Annotated in this window: 15 protein-coding genes; 1 reads left to right on the top strand and 14 read right to left on the bottom strand. The window is 67.6% G+C overall.

Going from position 1 to position 16,766, the window contains the following annotated elements:
• Positions 1–63: 63 nt before the first annotated feature.
• On the bottom strand, positions 64–840 hold the full coding sequence (locus AC1D0A_RS14135; protein WP_476850637.1) for a type 1 glutamine amidotransferase domain-containing protein: 777 nt from the start codon (positions 838–840) through the stop codon (positions 64–66).
• 130 nt (positions 841–970) lie between these two features.
• Here AC1D0A_RS14135 and AC1D0A_RS14130 point away from each other — a divergent pair, with 130 nt between their 5' ends.
• Positions 971–1,339: a hypothetical protein gene (locus tag AC1D0A_RS14130; RefSeq protein WP_476943892.1), complete on the top strand. Its 369-nt coding sequence runs from the start codon at positions 971–973 to the stop codon at positions 1,337–1,339.
• Positions 1,340–1,460: 121 nt separating this feature from the next.
• Here the strand turns inward: AC1D0A_RS14130 and AC1D0A_RS14125 are convergent, their stop codons facing one another.
• The 13 genes from AC1D0A_RS14125 to AC1D0A_RS14065 form a co-directional block, all read right to left on the bottom strand.
• Positions 1,461–1,700: a hypothetical protein gene (locus tag AC1D0A_RS14125; RefSeq protein ID WP_476946075.1), complete on the bottom strand. Its 240-nt coding sequence runs from the start codon at positions 1,698–1,700 to the stop codon at positions 1,461–1,463.
• Positions 1,701–1,881: 181 nt separating this feature from the next.
• The gene (locus AC1D0A_RS14120) at positions 1,882–2,523 is read right to left on the bottom strand and encodes a LutC/YkgG family protein (protein ID WP_476946074.1); all 642 of its coding nucleotides are present in this window, start codon (positions 2,521–2,523) and stop codon (positions 1,882–1,884) included.
• A complete protein-coding gene (locus tag AC1D0A_RS14115) occupies positions 2,520–4,100 on the bottom strand; it encodes a LutB/LldF family L-lactate oxidation iron-sulfur protein (RefSeq protein ID WP_476946073.1) in 1,581 nt (526 codons plus the stop codon). The genes AC1D0A_RS14120 and AC1D0A_RS14115 overlap by 4 nt, the downstream gene beginning before the upstream one ends.
• Positions 4,097–4,900 carry a (Fe-S)-binding protein gene (locus tag AC1D0A_RS14110; protein WP_476943890.1) on the bottom strand — a complete coding sequence of 268 codons (804 nt, stop codon included), beginning with the start codon at positions 4,898–4,900 and terminating at the stop codon, positions 4,097–4,099. The genes AC1D0A_RS14115 and AC1D0A_RS14110 overlap by 4 nt, the downstream gene beginning before the upstream one ends.
• Positions 4,897–6,477, bottom strand: coding sequence for a rhamnulokinase (locus AC1D0A_RS14105; protein ID WP_476946072.1), 1,581 nt, complete (start codon positions 6,475–6,477; stop codon positions 4,897–4,899). The genes AC1D0A_RS14110 and AC1D0A_RS14105 overlap by 4 nt, the downstream gene beginning before the upstream one ends.
• 11 nt (positions 6,478–6,488) lie before the next feature.
• Positions 6,489–8,525, bottom strand: a complete 2,037-nt coding sequence (locus tag AC1D0A_RS14100; protein WP_476946071.1) for a bifunctional aldolase/short-chain dehydrogenase — start codon at positions 8,523–8,525, stop codon at positions 6,489–6,491.
• A gap of 3 nt (positions 8,526–8,528) precedes the next feature.
• A complete protein-coding gene (gene rhaI / locus AC1D0A_RS14095; protein WP_230008181.1) occupies positions 8,529–9,707 on the bottom strand; it encodes an L-rhamnose isomerase in 1,179 nt (392 codons plus the stop codon).
• Positions 9,704–10,087, bottom strand: coding sequence for an L-rhamnose mutarotase (locus tag AC1D0A_RS14090; RefSeq protein WP_028277160.1), 384 nt, complete (start codon positions 10,085–10,087; stop codon positions 9,704–9,706). Before AC1D0A_RS14090 ends, rhaI begins: the two co-directional genes overlap by 4 nt.
• Entirely contained in the window at positions 10,084–11,532 is a 1,449-nt protein-coding gene (locus AC1D0A_RS14085) for an L-fucose/L-arabinose isomerase family protein (protein ID WP_028277161.1), read from the bottom strand. The genes AC1D0A_RS14090 and AC1D0A_RS14085 overlap by 4 nt, the downstream gene beginning before the upstream one ends.
• Positions 11,533–11,717: 185 nt before the next feature.
• Complete coding sequence (gene rhaS / locus AC1D0A_RS14080; protein ID WP_084476154.1) at positions 11,718–12,785, bottom strand: rhamnose ABC transporter substrate-binding protein; 1,068 nt, start codon at positions 12,783–12,785, stop codon at positions 11,718–11,720.
• Positions 12,786–12,859: 74 nt separating this feature from the next.
• Positions 12,860–13,942 (bottom strand): ABC transporter permease, encoded by a 1,083-nt coding sequence (locus tag AC1D0A_RS14075; RefSeq protein WP_476946070.1) that lies wholly within the window; start codon positions 13,940–13,942, stop codon positions 12,860–12,862.
• Positions 13,935–14,981 carry an ABC transporter permease gene (locus AC1D0A_RS14070; protein WP_476946069.1) on the bottom strand — a complete coding sequence of 349 codons (1,047 nt, stop codon included), beginning with the start codon at positions 14,979–14,981 and terminating at the stop codon, positions 13,935–13,937. Before AC1D0A_RS14070 ends, AC1D0A_RS14075 begins: the two co-directional genes overlap by 8 nt.
• Positions 14,978–16,522, bottom strand: coding sequence for a sugar ABC transporter ATP-binding protein (locus AC1D0A_RS14065; protein WP_476943883.1), 1,545 nt, complete (start codon positions 16,520–16,522; stop codon positions 14,978–14,980). The genes AC1D0A_RS14070 and AC1D0A_RS14065 overlap by 4 nt, the downstream gene beginning before the upstream one ends.
• Positions 16,523–16,766 lie beyond the last annotated feature (244 nt).

Below are 16,766 nucleotides of genomic sequence, written 5' to 3'. Positions count from 1 at the left end.
CCGCATACCGGAGGCGGCCACCCCGTTGCCGGGGTGGCCGCCAGTTTCAGTGCGATCTTGGTGTTAGTGCTCCGCTTCTGCGGCAGCCTTCTTGGCGTCTTTCTCGGCGTCCTTCTCGGCGCGCAGAGCCTCCGCGTCGTGCTGTTCCTCGGCTTTTTCCTGATGGATGACCGCTGCGAAGAGCTTCTCCATCTCCTTGGCCACGCCGGCGGCCGAGGCCGGGTTCTGTCCGGTCACCAGCCGGTCGTCAACCACGACCTTCTCCTCAAAGACGTCAGCGGAGACGTGGGTGGCACCCTGTTCCTCAAGTCGGTCGGCCAAGAAGAACGGGATGACCTTGTCCTTCCCTGCGGCAACCTCCTCGTCGTTGGTGAAGGCGGCCACCTTCCGGCCCTCGACGAGGCGAAGCCCGTTCTTCAATTCCACGTTCAGCAGGCCGGCCGGTCCGTGGCAGACCGCGCCCACCAAGCCGCCGGCGTTGTAGACGCTGGCCACCAGGTTCTGCAAGCCTTCGCTGTCCGGGAAGTCCCACATCGTGCCGTGGCCGCCCACGAGGTAGACGGCGTCGTACTGGTCGGGATCAACGACGTCGACGCGGGCAGTGTTGTAGAGGCCGGCGCGCGTGGTCTCGTCCTCCGTGAAGGCGACCTGGATGGGATCTTCTGAGTCCACCTCGTCGCGCGGGGGCTGGCCGCCCTGGATGGAGGCGAAGTCGACGAAATGCCCGGAATCCTTGAAGACCTTCCAGGGATGTGCAGCCTCGGCCACGTTGTAGCCGGTCTTCTCTCCGGTATCGCCGATCTCGGAAACGCTGGTCAGTACCATGAGGATTTTCTTCATGAAGTGCTCCTTTCGTCCACCATCCACCCTACGCCCAGCCCATTCGGGCCCTCCCTCCCCGCTGTCTTTTGCCTGCCGGCAGGCCTGCCTGGCTCTTGACCATTGAGGCAACGCCCTAGAGCCTTGGGGCATGAGAACTCGATACCACTTGGGCCTCGCAGCCGCTGCAGGGTTGGCGCTGCTGTGCGGGTGCGCGATGCAGGGGGATCCGGCAAGTGGGACCCCGGCCAAGCCAACAACGATGGCCGCCTCAGGCTCGCCGTACAGTCTCTACACACACAGCGGCATCCATGAAGCGCTCGTGCAGGGCGCCTATTTCGTCGCAGACGAGGCGCTGGACGACGGCCACGGCAACCCGCCTGAAGGCTGGATGAACCCCTACCAGCCCGGCGCCATCACAGTGACCGGCCCAAAGGCCATCTTCCGCGATGACGCCGGCCACACGGTGACCTTCCATGCCCGCCCCGGCGCCACAGGTTTCCTCACCACCTGCTCCTAAAACGCAGGCACCGGCCCCCGAAGCCAAAACGGACTAGTCGTCGCAGTTCTGCAGGACCCAGTTCTGAGCGCGCCAGATGACGTTGTAGAGGTTGTAGGGTCCGTCGGGCGCTGCCAGCCGTTCACAGCTCCCCGTCGAGGTGCTCCATCTCCAGGCACGCGTCCTCGTAGGAAACGTCGCCGTTCCGGAAGGCCCGCTCGAGTTCCTTGGCCCTGCGCCGTGAATGGGCCGTGCTCAGTGTTCCCGTGAGGCCAGCCTCCAGATAGTCGAACCTGGAGTGCGTGGGCTGCTGGTCGCGGGCGTGGTCCCTGGCGGGGACGTGCCGGCGGACTGAAGCGCGGAACCAGGCGCCCGGATGCATTAAGCGATGCGCATAGGCTCTGGGGTCGACTAGGTACATGCTTCCATGGTTCATCTCCCTGCTGAGAAGAACATGAGTTTCCTCTGAGTGATCGGGACAATCGACTTTCCGGGGCCGTCGCCGCCACCCAGGAGGGCCCGCTTCCCTCGCGCTGGTAGGGAAGCGGGCTCCGGCCTCCCGCCTACCTGCGGACGATCACGACGTCCAGGGTCCGGGGGCCGTGGACGCCTTCGACGCGTTCGAGTTCGATGTCGCTGGTGGCGCTGGGGCCGCTGATCCAGGTCTGCGGGCGGGTGCCGTCGAGCCGGCGGAGGGCCTCCGGCAGGATGGCGGTAATGTCCCCGGCCCGGACAATGCAGATGTGCCGGTCCGGGACGAGGCTGATGACCCGGCGCCCCTGGTCCGGTGCGGCGTCGAGGATGATGGAGCCGGTTTCGGCGACGGCGACGGCGCTGCCGGTGACGACGGCGTCGATCCCGTCGAGTTCCTCGACGCTGAGCCGCTGCCCAGGGGCGTCAGTGACGCGGCGGCCGGAGCCGCCGTCGTGAGCGTCCGCCTCCGCAAACAGGGACTCCGCGAGGCCGTGCGGCACGGCGTAGCGGCCGGTGCCCTCGAGGAGGGCGGCGAGCCGTTGCGGCACCGCGGCGGCTTCCTCGATGAAGACGTTCGCCTTGTAGTCGAGGAGCCGGTCCGTCAGCAGTTCGATGAGCTCCTCCCCGCCCAGCCCGGAGGAGCGCCGGTAGTCGCGGGGCACCTCCGGTACCGCCGGGGCGTCCCGGAGGGCGGAGCGGATCCGGTCGAGTATGTCTGCGCGCGCGTTCACGGGTTCTCCTCTGTTCCGGCTGATCCTGGGCCGGGGGCGTCGGTGCCGGCAGCGTCGGTGCCGGCAGCCGGGGCTGCATCGGGTCCGGCGGCCCGGTGTTCCTTGTTCCACCATTGACGGAAAGACTGCCCCGGCGGTGCGGGGATGTCCCGGCTCTGGGTCCAGCCGGCGGCGATGCCGGGCAGTTTGGTGATCTTCCGGTCCGGCCCAGCGGCAAGCCGGCCCAGGGGCAACGCCTTCTCCACGAGGCCCAGGTTCTTTCCGGAGGACAGCGCCCAGGAGGCCGCCTTCATGCCGACGTCCATCTGGCTCGGCATCGCCCTTTTCCTGCGGTTCTTGCCGCGTTTGCTGTCCACGTCCTCGCCCCGCAGGTGCACCAGGATGTCCGGGATGTTGATCTTCACCGGGCAGGCGTCGTAGCAGGCTCCACACAGGGACGAAGCGTATGGCAGCGAGTTGTTCTCCTCCGCCGTGATCCCGGTCAGCAGCGGGGACAGGATCGCGCCGATCGGTCCAGGGTAGGTGGATCCGTAAGCGTGCCCGCCGGTGCGTTCGTAGACGGGGCAGACGTTCATGCAGGCGCTGCAGCGGATGCAGTGCAGCGCGGAGCGGCCCATCTCGTCGGCCAGGGCGGCGCTGCGCCCGTTGTCCAGCAGGACGAGGTGGACGTTCTGCGGGCCGTCGTCGGGCGTGACGGCGGTCCACAGCGAGGTGTAGGGGTTCATCCGCTCGCCGGTGGATGACCGCGGGAGCAGCTGCATGAACACTTCGAGGTCCTCCCAGCCCGGCAGCAGTTTTTCGACGCCCATGACGGTGATGAGCGTTTCCGGCAGCGTCAGGCACATGCGCCCGTTGCCTTCGGATTCGACGACGGCGAGGGTCCCGGAGTCTGCGAGGGCGAAGTTCGCGCCGGACACGGCCACCTTGGCGCTGAGGAACTTGCGGCGCAGGTGTGCCCGGGCGGCCGCGGCGAGGCGGGCCGGCTCGTTGGTGAGCTCCGGATCCACCCCCTCCATTTCGCGCAGGAAGATGTCCCGGACCTGGCTGCGGTTCTTGTGGATGGCCGGGACCAGGATGTGGCTGGGCTTGTCGTGGTCCAGTTGGACGATGAGCTCGGCGAGGTCGGTCTCGTAAGCCGCGATGCCCTGTTCTTCGAGGTATTCGTTGAGGCCGATTTCCTGCGTGGCCATGGACTTGACCTTGACCACCTCGGTGGCGCCCTGGTCCCGGATGAGGGCGGCGACAATGCTGTTGGCTTCGCCGGCGTCCCGGGCCCAGTGGATGGTCCCCCCACGGGCGGTGAAGTTCGCCTCGAACTCTTCGAGCAGTTCCGGTAGCCGGGTCATGACGGATTCCTTGATCGCCCGGCCCGCCTCGCGCAGCTCCTCCCAGTCGGGGAGTTCGGACACGACGGCCAGCCGCTTGTCCCGGATGGTCCGGGTGGCGTGGCCGAGGTTGGCCCGCAGCTGGGGGTTGCCGAGCTCGCGGCGGGCGGCTTTCGGGAAGGGCTCGTGTTCGTGCAGGTTGCCGATGCCGAAGACCGGCAGGGACGGCATCCCCAGGAATGTGCCGCTCATCGTGCGGTCCTTCCGGTGGTGAGGCGGACGTCGCCGGAGACGGCGGCGGGATTCTCGAGGGTGCTGGCCAGGATCTCGGCGAAGTGCATCGTGGTGACGCCGGTGCCCTGCCGGGACAGTCCGCCACCGATGTGCATCAAGCAGGACGCGTCGCCGCCGGCGCAAAGGTCGGCGCCCGTGCCGCAGATGTTGGCGGTCTTGTCCGCCAGCATCGCCGAGGACACGTCCGCGTTCTTCATCGAGAAGGTGCCGCCGAAGCCGCAGCACTGGTCGGCCTCGGGCAGTTCGGCCAGTTCGATGCCGCCAACCGAGCGCAGCAAGTCCAGTTGGCGGTCGCCGAGCCGGAGCAGGCGCATGCCGTGGCAGCTGGGGTGGTAGGTGATCCGGTGCGGGAAGTACGAGCCCAGCTGCGCCGCTGCGTCGGTGACGCCCAAGACATCCACCAGGAGCTGGGAGAGCTCGTAGGTTTTGGCTCCGACGGCGGCGGCCCGGGCTTCCAGCCCCGCGTCCCCGCAGCGGCGGGCGACCATGGGGTGCTGGTGCTTCACGGAGGCGACGCAGGAGCCGGACGGTGCGACGGCGACGTCGTACTCATCGTCTTCGAAGGCCTTCACATGGTTGGCGACGACGGGCAGCGCCTCCTTGAGGTAGCCGCTGTTGACGTGCATCTGCCCGCAGCAGGCCTGGCCGGCCGGAAAGATGACCTCGTGGCCGAGGCGTTCGAGGATGGACACCGTGGCGCGGGCCGTGGCTGGGTACATGGCGTCCACGATGCATGTGGCGAAAAGCGCGATCCTCACTGGGCACCTCCGCTGGGGACGACGCTCTGGTGTGCGGCCCGGGCTGAGGGCACGTACTCCGCCGGGTGCTGGGAGGCACGCACCACCGCGCGCAACTCCCCCAACCCGCCGCTGAGCACGCCTGCGGCGCGGGCCTGGACCAGGACGTTGCCCAGGGCCGTGGCTTCCACGGGTCCGGCGATCACGCGTTTGCCGGTGGCGTCGGCGGTGAGCTGGCACAAAAGCCGGTTCTGGGATCCGCCGCCCACAATGTGTACGACGCCGGCCTGGACGTCGGCGAGCCGTTCGGCGTCGGCGATGGTCCGGGCGTAGCCGGCGGCGAGGCTGTCCAGGATGCACCGCACGATGTGCGCGGGATGCTCCGGCAAGACAGCGCCGGTGTTCCGGACCGCGGCCCGGATCCGTTCGGGCATGTTGTCCGGGGCGATGAAACAGGGGTCGTCGGCGTTGATGACCGGGCCGCCGGGCGGAAGAGTCGCGGCCGCGTCGAGCAGTTCCTCGAGCCCCGGCCGGTAGCCTTCGGCGGCCCAGGTGCGCTGGCATTCGCTGAGCAGCCAGAGGCCGCCGACGTTGCGCAGGTAGCGGATGGTGCCGTCCACGCCGCGTTCGTTGGTGAAGTTCGCGGTCCGGCTGGCCTCGGTCAGGACCGGGTGGGACAGTTCGACGCCGACCAGGGACCACGTGCCGGAGGAGACGTACGCGAAATTCCCGGTAGCAGCTCCGGCGCCAGCGCCTCCGGCGTCCGCCGGGACGGCGGCGATGGCCGAGGCGGTGTCGTGCGAGCTGACGGCTACCACCGCGGTGGTTTCGGGAAGTCCCAGGCGTGCCGCGATGTCCTTGGCGAGGGTGCCGACGGTCTCGCCGGGCTGGATCAGCGGCGGGAACAGGTTCGTGGGGAGGTCCAGGGCGGTGAGGAACTCCGTGGCCCACTCCCCCGCGACGGCGTCGAAGAGCCCGGTGGTGGAGGCGTTGGTGGCCTCGGTGCGGCGCTGGCCGGTGAGCAGGAACCCGATGAGGTCCGGGATGAGCAGCGCCTGCAGCCCCTCCAGCGCCGGCTCCGTGGCGAGCTGGTAGATCGTGTTGAACGGCAGGAACTGCAGCCCGGTGGTGGCGTAGAGCCGGGCCGGATCGAGTCTTTTGTGGACCCGGGAGATGGCGGCACGGGACCGGTCGTCGCGGTAGCTGAACGGCGCCGCGACCAGGTCACCGGCGTCGTTGACCAGCCCGTAGTCCACGGCCCAGGTGTCGATCCCGATGCTGGCGATGCTCTCGCCGCGGGCCGCTGCCGCCGTGGCGGCGGCCGCGAGCCCGGCGAGGACCTCGGCGAACAGCGCGTCGAAGTCCCAGCGGAGGCCGCCGTCGAGCTCCTTGACCCCGTTGGGGAACCGGCGCACGGTCTCCAGCTCGGCCCTCGCCCCACCGGGACTGCCCGCGACCCGGCCCAGGATGACCCGGCCTGAGGACGCGCCGATGTCGATTGCGGCAAAAGCACTGCCGGCATCGACATTCCCAGCGAACGGGTCGCCGCCGGGCGCGGTATCCGCTGGTGGCGCAGTGTTCAGCGCACGAAGGTTCATCCCAGGAAGGCTCATCGCAGGAAGGCCGCGGCCACGCCGGCGTCCACGGGGATGTGGAGCCCCGTGGTGTGGGAGAGCTCGCTGCCGGTGAGCACGGCGGCGGCGTTGGCCACGTTTTCGGGCAGCACTTCGCGCTTGAGCAGGGTGCGCTGGGCGTAGTACTTGCCCAGTTCCTCTTCCTGCACGCCGTAGACGGCGGCGCGCTTGGCGCCCCAGCCGCCGGCGAAGATCCCGGAGCCGCGGACCACGCCGTCGGGGTTGATGCCGTTGACCCGGATCCCGTACTCGCCCAGTTCCGCGGCGAGGAGCCTGACCTGGTGGGCCTGGTCTGCCTTGGTGGCGGAGTAGGCGATGTTGTTCGGGCCGGCGAACACGGAGTTCTTGGAGGAGATGTAGATGATGTCCCCGCCCATCTCCTGGCCGATCATCACCTGTGCGGCCGCCTTGGCCACCAGGAACGAGCCCTTGGCCATGACGTTGTGCTGGAGGTCCCAGTCCTTTTCTGTGGTTTCCAGCAGCGGCTTGGAGATGGAGAGCCCGGCGTTGTTGACCACCAGGTCCAGTCCGCCGAAGGCCAGGACGGCTTCCTGGATGGCGGCGGCGATCTGGGCTTCGTCGGTGACGTCGGCCTGGACCCCGATCGCGACGTCGGCGCCGCCGAGTTCCGCGGCCACGGCCCGGGCGTTGTCCAGGTTCAGGTCCGCGATGACCACGCACGCGCCGTCGGCGGCGAAGCGGGTGGCGATCGCCTTGCCGATGCCCGACGCCGCCCCGGTCACCAAGGCGATCCGGCCGGCATGGGATTTCGGCTTGGGCATCCGGGCCAGTTTGGCCTCCTCCAGGGCCCAGTATTCGATCCGGAACTTCTCGGCTTCCTCGATCGGGGCATAGCTGGAGACGGCTTCGGCGCCGCGCATGACGTTGATGGCGTTGAGGTAGAACTCCCCCGCCACCCGGGCGGTCTGCTTGTTCGCGCCGAAGGAGAACATGCCCACGCCGGGCACCAGCACGATCGCCGGGTCCGCGCCGCGCAGGGCGGGGCTGTCCGGGGTTGCGTGCCGGTCGTAGTACCCCTGGTAGTCCTCGCGGTAGGCGGTGTGGAGTTCTTTCAGCCGGGCCACGGAGTCCTGGACCGGGGCGTCGGCGGGCAGGTCCAGGACCAGCGGCTTGACCTTGGTGCGCAGGAAGTGGTCCGGGCAGGACGTGCCCAGGGCCCCGAGCCGCGGGTGTTCGGCGCTTTCCAGGAACGCCAGGACGGCGGGGTCGTCGCTGAAGTGCCCCAGCTGCGGCTTGTCGGTGGAGGCGAGGCCGCGGATCACGGGGGCCAGGGCGGCGGCCTTCGCGCGGCGCTCGGTTTCCGGGAGGGCGGCGTAGCCGGCCAGCTTGGGACCGAACGGTTCGTTCTTGCCGTGGTCCTTGATGTACTGCTCGGCCTGTTCGATGATCCACAGCGAGTTGGCCTCGGCTTCCTCGCTGGTGGCGCCCCAGGCGGTGATGCCGTGGCCGCCCAGGATGGTGCCGACGGCCTGCGGGTTGGCGTCCTTGATCGCGGCGATGTCCAGGCCGAGCTGGAAGCCGGGGCGCCGCCACGGCACCCAGGCCACTTTCTCGCCGAAGATCTCCTTGGTCAGGGCCTCGCCGTCGGCGGCCGTGGCGATGGCGATCCCGGAGTCCGGGTGCAGGTGGTCCACGTGGGCGGCATCGACCAGGCCATGCATGGCGGTATCGATCGACGGCGCGGCGCCGCCCTTACCGTGCAGGCAGTAATCGAACGCGGCGACCATTTCGTCTTCACGCTCGACGCCGGGGTACACGTTCCTGAGCGCCTGCAGCCGGTCCAGCCGCAGCACGGCAAGGCCCTCGGCCTTCAGCGTGCCCAGATCCCCGCCGGAGCCCTTGACCCACAGGAGCTCGACGTCGTCGCCGGTCACGGGGTCCTTTTCGGTGCCCTTGGCGGAGGTGTTGCCGCCGGCGAAGTTGGTGTTCCGCTTGTCCGCGCCGAGGCGGTTGGAACGGGAGATCAGTTCTTCAACAGTCTTATTGGTCATTATTTAAGCGCCCCATCCGGCCTGGTGGCCGCCGACGCGGTCCTCGTTGATCTTCTTCTGGTAACCGCTGGCCTTGAAGGCGGCCATCGGGTCCGCGGGCAGGCCGCGGGATTCACGCCAATGCGCCAGCGCGGGGCGGACATCGGTGTAAAAGGCATCGTTGAAGATGCCGTTGGCGGCCAGGACGTCGCCGCTGCGCTGGGCCTCGGCCAGCGCGTCGGTGTCGATCAGCAGGGCGCGGGCGGTCATTTCCTGGACATTGAGCACAGACCGGATCTGGCCCGGGATCTTTTCCTCCAGGTTGTGGCACTGGTCCAGCATCAGGGCGACGGCTGAATTCTCTCCTGCGGACTTGCCGAACCCGCCGCCGCGGATGACCTCGTGCATGATCCGGAAGAGCTGGAAGGGATCCGCCGCACCGACGATCAGGTCATCGTCCGCGTAGAAGCGGGAGTTGAAGTCGAAGGAGCCGAGCTTGCCCAGGCGCAGCAGCTGCATGACGATGAACTCGATGTTGGTGCCGGGGGCGTGGTGGCCGGTGTCGAGGCAGACGAAGGCTTTCTCGCCCAGGGCCAGGGTCTGGGCGTAGGAGGTACCCCAGTCCGGAACGTCGGTGTGGTAGAAAGCCGGCTCGAAGAACTTGTACTCCAGCACCAGGCGCTGCTCGTCGCCCAGGGCCGCGTAGATTTCCTGCAGCGACTCGGCCAGGCGGTCCTGCCGGCCGCGCATGTCGTCCTGGCCCGGGTAGTTGGTGCCGTCCGCGAGCCAGATCTTCAGATCCCGCGAGCCCGTGGCGTTCATGATCTCCAGGCACTCGAGGTGGTGGTCGATCGCGCGGCGGCGGACCGCAGGGTTCGAGGAGGTCAGGGAACCAAACTTGTACTCGTCGTCCTGGAAGGTGTTGGAGTTAATGGTGCCGAGTCCCACGCCGAGCTCCGCCGCGAACTCCTTCAGGGCCGCGTAATCATCCACCTTGTCCCAGGGGATGTGCAGCGCCACGGTGGGCGCGAGTCCGGTGAGTTCGTGGACCTTCGCGGCGTCGGCCAGCTTCTCGTGGACCGTGCGCGGGGTGCCGGGCGTGCCGAACACCTTGAAGCGGGTGCCGGAGTTGCCGTAGGCCCAGGACGGGACCTCGATGGCGAGTTCCCCGAGGCGGCCCAGGGCCGTTTCTGTGGTGTTCATGGTTGTTCCTTCTGCGGTTGGTGGTTGTCCCCGGCGGCGTTGGCCGCGGACAACTGGTCCTCGAGATTGAAGATTTCGGTGAGCTGGAGGAAGCCTTGGTCCGGCGCTCCGGCGAGGTCGTCGAAGAAGCCGGCCATCTCGGCCTGCCAGTGGGCGTTGACGTCAGTGGCTGCCATCCGGGCCTGGGCTTCGGTCAGGCTGTCCGTTTCGAAGTAGCCGATCAGGAGCCCGTCGGGCCGGAGGAAGAGTGAGTAGTTGTTCCAGCCCGAGGCCTTCAGGGCCCGGAGCATCTCCGGCCAGACGGCCGCGTGCCGGCGGGTGTATTCCCCGATCAGCGCGGGCTTGACCTGAAGCTGGAAGCAGACGCGTTCCGTGCTCATGAGAGCACCACGTGGCGGTGTTCGATACCCAGCAGGGATGCGGCGGCCTTGATGTCGGCGGCGCGGTGGCCGACGCACAGGGCCCAGTGGTGGCCGATTCCGGTCTGGCTCCAGACGTCCACCCAGAGCCCGGGGTCCCCGCCGAAGTCCACCCGGGAGGTCGTGTTGCCGATCTGCAGGAGCGGGCCGGGAACCACCTCGCCCTCGGAGGTGACGAACACGTAGCTTCCGTCCGGGTCCTGGCCGAGGCCGAAGGTGGTGACGGGGCCGCGGCGAACGTCGAATTCGACCGAGACGCCCCAGCCGCGTTTGCCGTGGTAGATGCCGAGTCCGCGCAGGAGCGGGTCCTGGGCGGACACGGCCAGGTGGGCCGGGCCGTCGTGTCCCATTTCGACCACGTTGTCGAGGAAGTTCAGGGCCTGGATCTCGGTAAATGATCCCCCGGCGCCGATCGCCTGGGCCGCCAGCATGGCGATGGAGGTCCGCAGCTCGAACTCGCCGGCCATCGGGATGCCCCGGGCCGTCAGGATGGAGGAGCCCAGAATCATCCCGGCGCCGAGCCGTTCGTGCTGTTCGCCGGCCAGTCCGCGGTGATAGTAGGCCACGGAGTCCAGGTCAAAGTCCTCCACAAGGCGGTCCAGGCCGACGGACACCTTCGCGCCCCATGCGAAGTCGTCGTCGTTCACGGAGTCATCCACAACGAAGAGTTCGCGGGCGAGCCCGAGCCGTTCGGTCACCTCCGCCTCCGTGACGGCGTTGACCCGTTCGCGGAGGTCATCGAATTCCAGCACCTCCACGTGGGAGCCGAAGGTGGTGGACACGGTGGTGAGGTCGGTGGCGACATCGAGCATGCCCGGATAGAGGTGGCCCATGAGTCCGTGCCGGGCATTGCGGAGCCGGGCGCGGACGCCGGCGGCGTGCACCCACGCGGTGATCCGCTCCCAGGCGGACTCCTGCTTGAGGTGCCCCGAGACTGAGCGGAAGTCGATTCCGGCCCGGCGGAAGACGTTGGCGACCTCCGGCACCGGGCACTGGCCGCAGTAGGCCAGCCACTTGCCGGTGTCAAAGTTGGCGTGGTCCATCGCTTCGGTTGGCTGCAGGTCGATCACCAGGACGGGGGTTTTCGCGCGCTGGGCGATGGGCAGGACCATGGAGGACGTCAGGTACGTGGTGAGGAAGATGACGATGAGGTCGCAGTCGGCGACACGGAGTTTTTCGCCGGCCGCGGCGGCTTCCTGCGCGTCGGAGATGAAGCCGGTGTCGATGACGTCGGCGTCGAGTTCCTGGAAGCGGCCGGTGACGTAGCGGACGGACTCCCGCAGCTGCGGCAGCAGCTCCGGGAACTGGGGCCAGTAGGCGCCGAGGCCGCCGGAGACCAGCCCGATGCGGGTGGGGCGGCGCCGATGCGGTTGCAGCAGCCGGTCTGCCGGTTGTTTCTGGTTCATGTGGGGGCCTTCCGGCATGAAAAAGGGGAACTGGGGCTCCGGAACGTGGTTTCCGGGCACGGCTGTGGAGCAGGCGCCGTGGGCCCGGTGCTGTGGCACCGGTGAAGCGGAACGGAGTGAAGTGGTGAGGTGCCGGGCGGGCTGTCGGCGGCCCGCCCGGCCGCTCGGGATGGGTCAGGTAAGGATTAGAAGTTGTACTTGTCGATGTTCTCGGCGTTGAAGACCGTCGGCGGGCCGACGATCACCAGGCCGCCCTTTTCGACCTTACGTTCGCCCAGTTCGCCGGCGGTGAAGGTATCCCCTTCGGCGCCGGTGATCTTGCCGTCCTTGAGGGCCTTGCCGGCGAACGCCGCAACGTAGCCGAGCTGTGCCGGATCCCAGAGGGCGAACTCCTTGACGGTGCCGTCCTTCACGAAGGGCCGCATTTCATTCGGCAGTCCGAGCCCGGTGAGGGCAACCTTGCCCTTGTAGGCGGACGTTGAGAGGTACCGGGCGGTAGCGGCGATGCCCACTGTGGTGGGCGAGATGATGCCCTTCAGGTTCGGGTGGGCCTGCATGAGGCCCTGGGCTTCCTGGAAGGACTTGGTGTCGTTGTCATCGCCGTAGACCTTGGCCACAAGCTTGATGTCCTTGTACGCGGGGTTGGAGGCGAGCTCCTCCTCCATGTACTTAATCCACTCGTTCTGGTTGGTGGCGTTGGCGGTGGCGGACAGGATGGCGATCTCGCCGCTGCCGCCGATCTGCTCGGAAATCAGCTTGGTCTGGATCAAGGCAACGTCCTTGGCGACGACCTGGCTGATGAAGATGTCGCGGCAGTCGGGATTGGTATCCGAGTCGAACGCGACGATCTTGGCGCCGGCGGAACGGGCTTCGCCGAGGGCCGTGCAGACGGCGTCGGGGTCATTGGCGGCAATCGCGATGACGTTCGTGCCGGCCTGAGTCTCGGCGTTGATGAACGAAACCTGGCTGGAGGCGGAGGCTTCCAGCGGTCCGACGACCTGCGAGGAAGCGAATCCTGCCTCGGTGGCGCCCTTCTTGCCGCCGCCCAGAACAACGTCCGTGTACGGGTTGTTCAGCTGCTTGGGGATGAAGGTGATCTTCTGGTCCCCGCCGCCTGCCGAGGGGCTGCTGGTATCGGTCGAGGATGCAGAGCCGCTGTTGCAGGCTGTCAGCGCCAGTGCGGCCACGGCGGTGATGGCCACCATGCTTCCCAGTCGGCCGGTCCGGCCCTTGTTCTTGCGGTTCAACATCATTGTTCTTCCCTTTTCCTTCGTGCGGTCGGTACAGCCGGTCCCAGGCGGGCGCGGTTTGTTGTGGTGTGCAGATTTCAGGTGGTCTTGCGGGTGAAACTTCGGCGGACGCGGCGGGCGTGCCGCCATTGCCTGATGGCGGAGCCGATGCTCGGCGCCACCACTGAGAGGATCAGCAGCAGTCCGGTCACCGTGATGAGGACGACGTCGGACACCCGGGCCAGGCGGAGGGCGTAGTTGAGCGTGCCGATCAGCAGGACGCCGGCGATGACGCCGGGGATGGAGCCCTTGCCGCCGAAGATCGACACGCCGCCCAGCAGGACGGCGGCGATGACGGCCAGTTCCAGGCCGGAGGCGTTGTCGCTGCGGGCGCTTGTGTAGCGCAGCGTCCAGTAGATGCCGGCGAGAGCCGAAACGGCGCCGGACCCGACGTAGAGCCAGAACTTGCTGCGGGCGACGTTGATCCCGACGAAGCTGGCGGCTTCCTTGCTGTAGCCCATCGCATAGAGGCCGCGTCCGAACGGTGTGAAGTGCAGCAGCACGCCGAAGAAGACCATCACCACGACGACGCCGATCATCACCGTGGGGATGCCGGTGCCGCCGATTTTGGAGGTGAAGAAGGCGGTCAGCGCCTTGGGGAAGTTGGCCACGGCGTTGTCGCCGATGATGACCAGGGCCAGGCCGCGGAACAACGCCAGGGTGCCGATGGTGACCGCCAGGGAGGGCAGTCCGAGGACCGCGATCAGGAAGCCGTTGAACATGCCGGCGGCAATTCCTGCCAGCAGGCTGATTGCCAGGGCCAGCCAGATGTCCGTCCCGCCGGCCCAGAGGACGCCCATCAGGGCGCTGGTCAGGCCGGCGGTGCTGGCCACGGACAAGTCGATTTCGCCCGTGATGATGATCAGTGTCATCGGCATGGCAATCAGCAGGACCGGGATGACGTCCAGGAGCAGGAAGCCGGTGGTGACCGGCGAGGCGAAGCGCGGGATGGCGATGGCGGCGTAGATCAGGAAAGCAATCAGGGCGTAGATGGTGACGGCGTCACGGCCCATCAGGATCCGCGCGGCGCCGGTCCGGCCCTTCGGTTCGCTGGCCAGTGGCTTGGTGTTGTCAGCCACGGGAGCCGGCGCCGTGCTGGTGGTGGACGTGGTTTCAGACATTGCGAGCCTCGCTAATCCGCAGTTTCTTGGCTGTGCGCAGGCTGGCCACGCGGTCGATGATGATGGCGGCGAGGATCAGCACGCCGACGATCGCCTGCTGCCAGAATTTGTCCACCCGCAGGGCGGTCAGGGAGCTGGTGATGGTGGTCAGGAGGACGGCGCCGAGCGCGGCCCCGGTCACCGATCCGCTGCCGCCGAAGATGGCCACACCACCGACGACGGCGGCCGCCACCACGGTCAGTTCCATCCCGGTGCCGGTGGTGGCGCCGACGGAGTTGAAGCGGCTGGCGTAAAGCACACCGGCCAGGCCGGCGAGCGCGCCGTTGGCCAGGAACGCGAGGAACACGCGCTTGGAGACCTTGATGCCGAACGCGGTGGCCGCGTCCGGGTCCGAGCCGATGGCGTACAGGTCACGGCCCGGGCGGGTGCCGGACATGTAGATGGCGACGGCGATCACGACGACGATGGCCAGCAGCGTGATGACGGGGAACCCCAGAAAGGTGTTCACCGAGAGGGCGCCGAACTCCTCCGGACGGTCGCCGGCGAAGTACTGCTTGCCGCCGGCCCAGGCGTTGTTCAGGCCGCGGTACACGTAGAGCGTCCCGAGGGTGATGACCAGGGCGGGCACTTTGGCCAGCGTGACCAGGGCGCCGTTGACGGCGCCCAGCAGCGCCCCGAAGGCCATGCCGATCACAAAGACTGCGATGATCGGCACGTCGGGCATGGCCGAGAAGAGGGAGCCGGTGCCGAAGGCGACCAGCCCCAGCATGGAGCCGACGGAAAGGTCGATGTTCCTGGTGATGATCAGCAGGGTCTGCCCCACCGCCAGAATCATGATGATCGTGGCGTTGAGCAGCAGGTCCTTCACGCCCTGCGCGGTGAGGAACAGCGGGTTGATCAGGTAGGTGACGAGTACCAGCAGTGCCAGCGCGATCAGCACGGGGAGTTCGCGCATCCGCAGCAGCGAGGCGACGGCGCCCCGGGCGCCGGCGTCGGGTGCCGGCGTCGTTGCGTTCTTGTGGTCCAGAGCTGAGCTCACAGGGTTCCTCCTGCGGAAGACGTGGCGGCGTGCATGACCGATTCGGGGTTCGCATCGGCACGGTCGAGTTCGGCGGTGATCCGGCCTTCGCGCATGACCAGGACGCGGTCCGCCATGCCGAGGACCTCGGGCAGTTCGGAGGAGATCATCAGGATCGCGATCCCGCGCCCGGCGAGGTCCGAAATGAGCCGGTGGACCTCGCTCTTGGTGCCGACGTCGATGCCGCGGGTGGGCTCGTCGATGATCAGCAGCCGCGGGTCCGTGGCCAGCCACTTGGCGAGCACCACCTTTTGCTGGTTGCCGCCGGAGAGCGTGGAGACGGCGTACTCCTGCGAGCCGGTCTTGACCTGGAGCCGTTTGCTCCATTCCTGGGCCGCGCGCCGCTCGGCGCCCCCGTTAATCAGGCCCGCCGTCGTGTACTTGTTGCGCAGCGTGAGCGTGACGTTCCGGGCCACGGACAGGTCCATCACGAGGCCCTGCTTGCGGCGGTCCTCCGGCACGAAGCCCATGCCGGCGGTGATGGCCACCTGGGGATTCCGCGGCCTGAGCTTGCGTCCGTCGAAGGTAATATCGCCGGCGTCGTAGGGGTCGATGCCGAATACGGCACGGGCCACCTCGGTGCGGCCGGCGCCGACGAGGCCGGCCAAGGCAACAATTTCCCCGGCGCGGACCTCGAAGCTGATATCGCGGAACACCCCGGCGCGGCTGAGGCCGTCCACTTTCAGGACCACGTCGCCGATCTCGGCCGGGGTCTTGGGGAACAGGGCGCCAATGTCGCGGCCCACCATCTCGCGAACGATCTGCTCGACGGTGACGTCGGCCGTGCGGTGGGTGGAGATATACCGGCCGTCCCGCATCACGGTGATGCGGTCGCACAGGTCAAAGACCTCGTCGAAACGGTGCGAAATGAAGAGGATGCCGGTCCCGCGGTCCCGGAGGCTCCGGGCCACGGAGAACAGCCGTTCGACCTCGACGCCGCTGAGGGCTGCCGTGGGCTCGTCCATTACCAGGACTTTGGCGTCCAGCGAAATGGCCTTGGCGATTTCAATGATTTGCTGGTCCGCGATGGACAGGCCTTCGGCGATGCGGGTCGGGTCGATCGGAACGCCAAGCCGCTCGAACAGCTTGCGCGCCTCCCTGACCATGGTCGCTTTGCTGATGAGCCCGAAGCGGCCCTTGGGCTGGCGGCCGATGAAAATGTTCTCCGCGACACTCAGGTCCGGGAAGAGCGTGGGTTCCTGATAGATGACCGAGATTCCGGCGTCCTTGCTCTCGGCAACATTGCGGAACTGGACGCTCTGGCCTGCCACCTGGAAGTCGCCGGAATCGGGGTGGTGCAGGCCTGCGAGGATTTTCACCAGCGTGGACTTGCCGGCGCCGTTCTCGCCGACGAGTGCGTGGATTTCGCCAGCCTCGATGTGGATGGTGCCGTCGGCCAGGGCGACCACCGGGCCAAAGGTCTTGGCTGCGTGGGAGAGCGAGAGAACCGGAACCTGCTCCCCCTCAGCGGGGCCGGACCGGGAACTGTGTGTCTGCTGCATAAAATTGACCGCACCTTTGGGGCTTAGTGAACACTGCAATGAATCGTTTCATAACGAGTTGTGATTTGAATCATAAGGTCTTCGAATCAACACGTCAACTGACCTCAGGGATTCGAGACGTCGCTTTTGATTCGTTTCAATGAAAGGGTTCAAAGTGGACCCCGGGCGGGTATCCTGAAGTGACTATTTTGCGTACGCGCCGCCTGGCCCCAAAGGCTGCGGCGTCCACCTTCAGGAGCACAGG

The sequence above is a fragment of the Arthrobacter sp. P1_D4 genome (assembly GCF_056406115.1).
Note: the sequence above shows the minus strand (reverse complement) of the source record. Positions and strands in the feature narration are given on the sequence as shown.